At 65.5% G+C, this 7,383-nt stretch carries 8 protein-coding genes; 1 reads left to right on the forward strand and 7 read right to left on the reverse strand.

The annotated features are described in order from the left end of the window. Window positions 1–171 precede the first annotated feature (171 nt). The 7 genes from cckA to flgB all read right to left on the reverse strand — a co-directional run bounded on the left by cckA (window position 172) and on the right by flgB (window position 6,373). A complete protein-coding gene (gene cckA / locus RPS27_RS30700) occupies window positions 172–2,748 on the reverse strand; it encodes a cell cycle histidine kinase CckA (RefSeq protein ID WP_194403221.1) in 2,577 nt (858 codons plus the stop codon). A gap of 154 nt (window positions 2,749–2,902) precedes the next feature. Then, window positions 2,903–3,982, reverse strand: coding sequence for a flagellar biosynthesis protein FlhB (gene flhB / locus RPS27_RS30705; protein WP_211418883.1), 1,080 nt, complete (start codon window positions 3,980–3,982; stop codon window positions 2,903–2,905). 10 nt (window positions 3,983–3,992) lie between these two features. Beyond that, window positions 3,993–4,763, reverse strand: a complete 771-nt coding sequence (gene fliR, locus RPS27_RS30710) for a flagellar biosynthetic protein FliR (protein ID WP_194403223.1) — start codon at window positions 4,761–4,763, stop codon at window positions 3,993–3,995. Window positions 4,764–4,780: 17 nt separating this feature from the next. After that, the gene (gene fliQ, locus RPS27_RS30715) at window positions 4,781–5,044 is read right to left on the reverse strand and encodes a flagellar biosynthesis protein FliQ (protein ID WP_015684971.1); all 264 of its coding nucleotides are present in this window, start codon (window positions 5,042–5,044) and stop codon (window positions 4,781–4,783) included. A gap of 114 nt (window positions 5,045–5,158) precedes the next feature. Then, on the reverse strand, window positions 5,159–5,485 hold the full coding sequence (fliE, locus tag RPS27_RS30720) for a flagellar hook-basal body complex protein FliE (RefSeq protein WP_313754899.1): 327 nt from the start codon (window positions 5,483–5,485) through the stop codon (window positions 5,159–5,161). A gap of 16 nt (window positions 5,486–5,501) precedes the next feature. Next, window positions 5,502–5,927, reverse strand: a complete 426-nt coding sequence (flgC, locus tag RPS27_RS30725) for a flagellar basal body rod protein FlgC (protein ID WP_194403225.1) — start codon at window positions 5,925–5,927, stop codon at window positions 5,502–5,504. A 41-nt stretch (window positions 5,928–5,968) separates the two neighbouring features. Then, window positions 5,969–6,373, reverse strand: coding sequence for a flagellar basal body rod protein FlgB (gene flgB / locus RPS27_RS30730; protein WP_194403226.1), 405 nt, complete (start codon window positions 6,371–6,373; stop codon window positions 5,969–5,971). 353 nt (window positions 6,374–6,726) lie between these two features. On the opposite strand from flgB, the gene RPS27_RS30735 reads away from it, so the two are divergent. Next, window positions 6,727–7,383, forward strand: a 657-nt coding sequence (locus tag RPS27_RS30735) for a flagellar biosynthetic protein FliO (RefSeq protein WP_313754900.1), incomplete at its 3' end; no start/stop codon positions are given.

Raw genomic sequence — 7,383 nt, forward strand, 5'->3', positions numbered from 1 at the left:
AAGTGTGTTTGGGAACTTGCGGCTGCGGCCCTCAGTCGCGGGGATGTGGCAAAAGCCCATATTTGGCGGGGGCTTGGCCGGGTGGCGGGGGAACCGTGGTCACCGGCTACCGGCGGTTTCGGGGGGAGATTTCCACCCTTTCCCCCCTCATTGCGAGCTTCTCGCGAAACCTCACCCCTGCTTCGTCATCGTCTCCTTCACCGCCGCCACGAGCTGGCTGAGCGTGAACGGTTTCGGCAGGAAGTCGAACTGCTGGCCCTCGGGCAGGCTCTTCTCGAAGGCGTCCTCGGCATAGCCGGAGACGAAGATGAACTTGATGTCGGGGTTCTTTTCCCGCATCGCCTTCAGGAGCGTCGGGCCGTCCATCTCGGGCATGACGACGTCGGAGACGACGAGATCGATCCCGCCGCTCTGCTCCTCCAGCATCTCCATGGCTTCGACGCCGTTCTCGGCCTCGACCACGGTATAGCCGCGCGAGCGCAGGCCACGTGCGTTCAGCGCGCGCAGGCCCTCTTCGTCCTCGACCAGCAGGATGGTGCCCTGCCCCGTGAGATCGGTGCGCGGCTTGGCCTCGACGGCCACAGCTTCCTTCGCGGCGCCATTCGTCGCGGTGGCAACGGCCGGCTGCTCGACCTGCACCTCCGGCTCGGCGTGATGGCGCGGCAGGAAGATGTGGAACGAGGTGCCCTGCCCCGGCTCGGAATCCACGTAGATGAAACCGCCGGTCTGCTTGACGATGCCGTAGACCGTCGAGAGGCCAAGGCCGGTGCCTTTGCCCACTTCCTTGGTCGAGAAGAACGGCTCGAAAATCTTGTCGCGGATATCGGCGGGAATGCCGGTGCCGGTGTCGGCGACCTCGATCCGCACATAATCCGCGGCCGGCATGCCCTTGTAGGCGAGCTTGCCCGCGTCCTCGGTGGTGACGTTGGCGGTGCGGATGATCAGCTTGCCGCCGTCGGGCATGGCGTCGCGCGCGTTCACCGCGAGGTTGACGATCACCTGCTCGAATTGGGAGACGTCGACCTTCACCGGCCAGAGATCGCGGCCGTGGACGAGGTCGAGCTTGACCTTCTCGCCGATCAGCCGGCGCAGCAGCATGGTGAGATCGGAGAGCGCATCGCCGAGATCGAGCACCTGCGGCCGCAGCGTCTGCCGCCGCGAGAACGCCAGCAGCTGCCGCACCAGCGTCGCGGCGCGCGTCGCGTTCTGCTTGATCTGCATGATGTCCTGGAACGACGGGTCGGTCGGTTTGTGTGCGTTCAGCAGGAAGTCGTTCGCCATCATGATGGCGGACAGCACGTTGTTGAAGTCGTGGGCGATGCCGCCGGCGAGCTGGCCGACCGTCTCCATCTTCTGCGACTGGTTGATCTGGTTCTCCAGCGCGCGCCGCTCGGTGGTCTCGAGCATGTGCACGATGGCGGCTTCCGTCTCGTTCTCGGCGGAATCGACCGGCGTGACGAAGAACTGGCCCCAGCGCTCCTTGGTCCCTTCCAGCGCCACCTCGACCGGCGCGATGTCGGCCTGGCCTTCGGCGGCCTGGTTGATGGCGGCGATCAGGAGATGCCGGTCGCGCGAATTGACCGCGCGGAAGATCGACTTAGAGGCGCTGTCGAGCCCCAGCGCCTGGCCGAGCTTGGCGTAGCGCGCATTGGCACGCACGACGTTGCCGCCGCGGTCGACGGTCGCGATCGCCATCGGCGTGTGGTCGAAGAAGCGCATGAAGCGCACTTCGGCGGCACGATCGGGATCGCTGCGCTCGTCGCGGGCGCGGCTGATGACCAGCGTGCGCGAGGGGCCCGGCGCACCGTCGGCGCCGAAGGCGAGCTTGTGATAGAGCCGCACCGGCATGGTCTTGCCGGTGCGCATGCGCAGGTCGATGTCGAAGACTTCCGTCTTCACCTCTCCCGGCACGGCCACGATCGAGGTCAGCAGCGATGCGCCGTCGCCGGAGACGATGTCGGTCAGCTTCAGGCCGCCCGAGCCGATCTCGGCGAGGTCGTAGTCGAGCCAGTTCGCCAGCGTCGCGTTGACATAAGCAAGCTCCCCGGCCGGATTGACCGAGAAGAAGCCGCACGGGGCATGATCGAGATATTCGATGGCGTGTTGCAGCTCCTGGAACACGTCTTCCTGGCGCTCGCGATCGCGGGTGATGTCGGCGATCGACCATACCGCGTATTTGGACTCGCGCTTGCCGGTGCCGAGCGGGCGCACCCGCATGCGCAGCCAGCGGCCCTGGCTGCCGTCCTGGCCGGAGATGCGCACCTCCTCCTGCTGGCGCTTGCCTTCGCGGGCCGCTTTCAGCAAACGGAATACGGCTTCGGAAACGTCGGGATTGCCGATGAAGACGCGTTCCACCGGGCGCACGTCCTGCGGCCCGGCGGCACCGGTCAGCGTCAGATAGGCTGCATTGGAATAGACCACGTGGCCACGGGCATCGGTGACCGCCAACCCGTCGAACCCATGATCGGCGATCCGCCCCACCACGGGATCATCGAGATTGCGGTCGGCGAAGCGGATGATGCCGGCGGCGAAGGCGAACAGGTTGAACAGGCCGACCATCGCCAGCACGGCGAGGATGCCGAGGATATAGGGCTGCGCCTGCGCGCGGCCGAGCGTCATCAGCCCGACGGCGACGGCGACGAGGCCGGCGGCCACCAGCAGCACCAGCGCAATGCTGCCCGAGCGCTGCGACGGCTCGTGCGCCGCAACGGGCTCGCGTGTGAGGTCGTGGTCGGTCTCGGCGGTCATCTCAAGCTGGCGCGGCCTGTCGGCAGAGAATCAACGCGCCACGGGGCGCATGGGGTCCTCCCTGCCTGAATCGGACCCCGAGGTGCAAGGGCAGCGGGAGCGAAAGGTAAGCTGATTCCCAGATTACAGCCATTTCCGGACCTTTTCGGGTGTTTTAGCCGCGTCCGGCACGGAATCCCTGCTTCAGCCGCATGACGTAACCGATCACCTCGGCGACCGCGTGATAGTGCTCGGTCGGGATTTCCTGGTCGATCTCGACGGTGGCGTAGAGCGCGCGGGCCAGCGGCACGTTCTCCACGATCGGGATGTCGTGCGCGCGCGCAATCTCCCGGATCTTGAAGGCGAGGTTGTCGACGCCCTTGGCGACGCAGATCGGCGCCGACATGCCGCGCTCGTAGGACAGCGCGATCGAATAGTGGGTCGGGTTGGTGATGATCACCGAGGCCTTGGGAACCGCCGCCATCATGCGCTTCTTGGAGCGCTGCTGCCGCAACTGCCTGAGCTTGCCCTTGATGTGCGGATCGCCTTCGGACTGCTTGAACTCTTCCTTGATCTCCTGGAGCGACATCTTCTGCCGCTGGAACCAGCTGCGATACTGGAAGAAATAATCGGCGATGGCGACGACCGCGAGCGCCGCGACCACAGCGCCGAGCAGATGAATGGTCATGCTGGTGCTGGCGCCGAGCATGGCGGCCGGATCGAGCCTGACCATCGCCTCCATGCGATGCCGCTCCGGCCACAGGATCATGGTCATGACCACGCCGAGCAGCACCAGCTTGCCGATGCCCTTGAGAAAATTGGCCGCCGCCTGCTTGCCGAAGATGCGCTTGAAGCCGGCGCCGGGCGAGATCTTGCTGAACTTCGGTGTCAGGGATTCGGTCGACCACACCAGGCGGTGCTGGAGCATGTTGCCGGCGACCGCCGCCAGCATCAGCATCAACAGCGGCACGCCGATCGCCGCGAGAATGGCGAATTCGATGTGCTGCATCAGCGCCAGCAGCGCCTTGCCGTCGGTCTTGATCATCCAGGAATTGGCGAGCAGATTGCGCATCGGCGCCAGCAACCCGCTGCCCACCGAACCCGAGAAGGTCGAGACCACGAGCGTGCCGCCCGCCATCATGAACCAGGTGTTGATCTCCTGGCTCTTGGCAACGTCGCCGCGCTCGAGCGCATCGTCCAGACGCTTTTGTGTCGGGTCTTCTGTTTGACTCTCTGGATCGTTGTCTTCCGCCATCGATCCCTCGTTACCTGAGCGGCATCAACTGGTGCATGACACCGATGAAGTAATCCAGATAGGTGCCCATCATCGCCGTGAGCACCACGGCGAGCACCAAAAAGCCCGCGAAGATCGAGAGCGGCACGCCGACGAAATAGACCTGCATCTGCGGCATCAGCCGCGCCAGCACGCCAAGGCCGATGTTGAAGACGAGGCCGAACACCAGGAACGGCCCCGAGAGTTGCAGGCCCAAGCGAAACGCGGCGGCGAAGGCACGCGTTGCCAGCGCGGCGACGTCGCCGCTCGACACGGTCTCGCCAGGCGAGAAGATCGTATAGCTGTCGTTCAGCGCCGCGATCACCAGATGATGGCTGTCGGTGGCGAACAGCAGCGTCACGCCCAGCATGGTCAGGAAGTTGCCGACCAGCACGCCCTGCTGCCCCTGCGTCGGATCGACCGAGGTGACGAAACCGAGCCCCATCTGCTGCGCGATCACGGATCCCGCGACCTGCAGCGCCGACAGCGTCACGCGCGCGGTCGCGCCCAGCACGATGCCGATCGCGATCTCATGCAGCATCAGGACCAGCAACGGCGCCAGCGAGCCCATGTCGACCTGGTAGGCGTTGCGGTGCAGCGGCAGGATGATCATCGTCAGCAGCAGCGCGATCGAGAGCTTGATCCGGGTCGGAATATTGGTCTCGCCGAGCCCCGGCAACAGCATCACCATCGCGCCGACCCGGGCGAAGACGAGCATGAAGGAAGCGGCGAGCGCCGGCAGCAGCGAGACGTCGATGCGCATAATTGCCGCATCTTGCCTCAGCCGCCGATGATTCGCGACGAGATCCGCAGCATGTGGGAGTGCAGCGCGTCGGCCATGAACGGCAGCGCCAGCAGCATCGTGGCAAAGATGGCGAGGATCTTCGGCACGTAGATCAGCGTCTGTTCCTGGATCTGCGTCAGCGCCTGGAACAGCGACACGATGACGCCGACCACGAGGCCCACCACCATCAGGGGTGAGGACACGATCACGATCGTCCAGATCGCATCGCGCGCAACGTCGAGGGTCTCGGGTCCGGTCATTTGGGAATTCTCACTGTAAGTATTTCCGTCATTCCGGGGCTCGCGAAGCGAGAGCCCGGAATCTCGAGGTTCCGGGCTCGGTGCTTCGCACCGCCCCGGAATGACCGGTGCAAATCAGATCGGCATCTTCATGATGTCTTCATAGGCCGCGATCATGCGGTCGCGGACCGAGACCAGGGTGGACACCGCGACGTCGGTGTCGGCGACCGCGGTCACCACGTCCATCACATTGGCCTTGCCGGAGGCCATCGCGACCGTCTGCGCATCGGACTTGCGGCCGGACTCCATGACGCTGCCGACGGCGTCCTTCAGCAGCGAGGCAAAGGACTGCCCGCCGGCCTCGGTGCCCTTACCGGCACCGGCACCGGCGCCGGCGCCGGTGTTGTCCAGCACGCGGGCGAGGTTGGCATATGCATTGGCGGCGACTGACGGTGATGCCATGGCTCAATTGTCCTGTTCAGCTCTTGAGGATGTCGAGCGTGCGCTGGATCATCCGGCGCGTCGCACTGATGATGTTGAGGTTGGCCTCGTAGGACCGCTGCGCATCGCGCATGTCGGTCATCTCGACCACCGAGTTCACGTTGGGATATTTGACGTTGCCGCTGGCGTCCGCGACCGGATTGTTCGGCTCGTATTTGACGCGGAAGTTCGACTGGTCGGGCTTGATCTTGCCGAGGGTGACGACCTGCGCGTCGAGCGAGCGGTCGAGCGCGGAGGAAAAGGTCGGAACCTTGCGCCGGTAGGGATCGCCGCCTGACGTCTGCGCGGTCGAATCCGCGTTCGCGATGTTTTCCGAGATCACCCGCATGCGGCCGGCTTGCGCCCGCAGACCGGAGGTCGCGATCGCCATCGAGCGGGCAAAGTCGCTGCTGTCATTGGCCATGATGCGCCTCCCCTAGCCGTTCTGTTCCGTCGATCATGCGGCTAGCCCTTGCCGATCGCGGTCTTGAGCAGATGCAGGCTCTTCGAATAGAGCGAGGTCGCTGCCGCGTAGTCCATCTGGTTGCTGGCGGCCTTCATCATCTCCTCTTCGAGATTGACGGCGTTGCCCGCGGGGCGGGTTTCGAAGCCCGCGTTCTTGTTCTGGTCAAATCCGGACGCAGCGCCCGACGGGGTCATGTGAGAGCCGCTGGTGCGCATCATCGCCAGGGGTCCCATCGAGCCGGTGACGGCCCCGGACTTGTCGAGTTTCGGCTCCACCAGGTCACGCGGCCGGAATTTGGGCGTATCGGAATTGGAGACGTTCTCGGACAGGACGCGCTGGCGTTCCTGGTGCCACTGCATCTTGGTGCGAAGCGCCGACAGTACCGGGAGGTCGTTGATGGACATCGTCGCGGCTCCTTCCGCCTCTCACGGACCCCTGAGGTCCGCAGCTAGGCAGAATTTGCCGTGTGTATGGTTAACAGCTGGTTAAGAGGATCCCCGACACCTGTCCCCGTGCGGGACAGTCATCTACGCCCCCGTGATTCTACGTCTCCAAAAGTGGCATTAACCCAACCGTTTGGCGGCGCCGGCACGGGCCAAGAAGTCGTTTTGGATCGAGCGATTCATGGGTTATTAAGAGTTGGGGACGGCAAAACTTGCCGTGGGACGTTAAGAAATCGCAGTTTGGGGCATCGTAGGCCGGTGGTTGGCGCATCCGACCATGGGCACGACTGAAGCGCCATTTGTCGGGGACAAGTATGCAAGGCAGCCCTATCACCTTCATCGTCGCGTTCATCGTCGTCCTGGCGTTGATCGGCGTCGCTGCTTGGCTGGTTCGCCGATTCGCCACCAGCCGGCTCGGCGCCAACACCCAGCGCGGCAGGATGCCCCGTCTTGCCGTGATCGATGCCGCCGCGGTCGACGGAAGGCGCCGCCTGGTGCTGGTCCGGCGTGACAATGTCGAGCACCTCCTGATGATCGGCGGCCCCACCGACATCGTCGTCGAGCCCAACATCGTTCGCGCCGCGCATGGCCGCGATCAGCTGCCGCAGCGTCCCAATGCCGCCGAGCCGCCGCGCCTTGCCCCGATGCCCGATGCCGGCGGCTGGGCCGACGAAGCGCCGCGGCCCGAGCTGCTCGATCATCCCGAGCCGCAAATGCCGGAGCCGCCGCCGCGGCCCGCACGCCCGTCCTTCGCCGACGAACTGCGCCGGCCCGCTCCCGCGCCGGCCGAACGCCGCAGCGAACCGCCGATGGGCGGCTTTCCACCCGAACCGATCGCGCCCCGTCCCGAGCGCGAACCACGCCCCGAGCCGCTGCCGCCGCGCGTCCCGCGCAGCGAGCCGCCGCTGATGCCGCGTCCGCCGCGTCAGAGCGAGCCGGCCAAGATGCCGCCACCGCGCGCCGAGCGCGCC

Source organism: Bradyrhizobium sp. WYCCWR 12699 (assembly GCF_032144035.1).
Classification (GTDB): Bacteria; Pseudomonadota; Alphaproteobacteria; order Rhizobiales; family Xanthobacteraceae; genus Bradyrhizobium.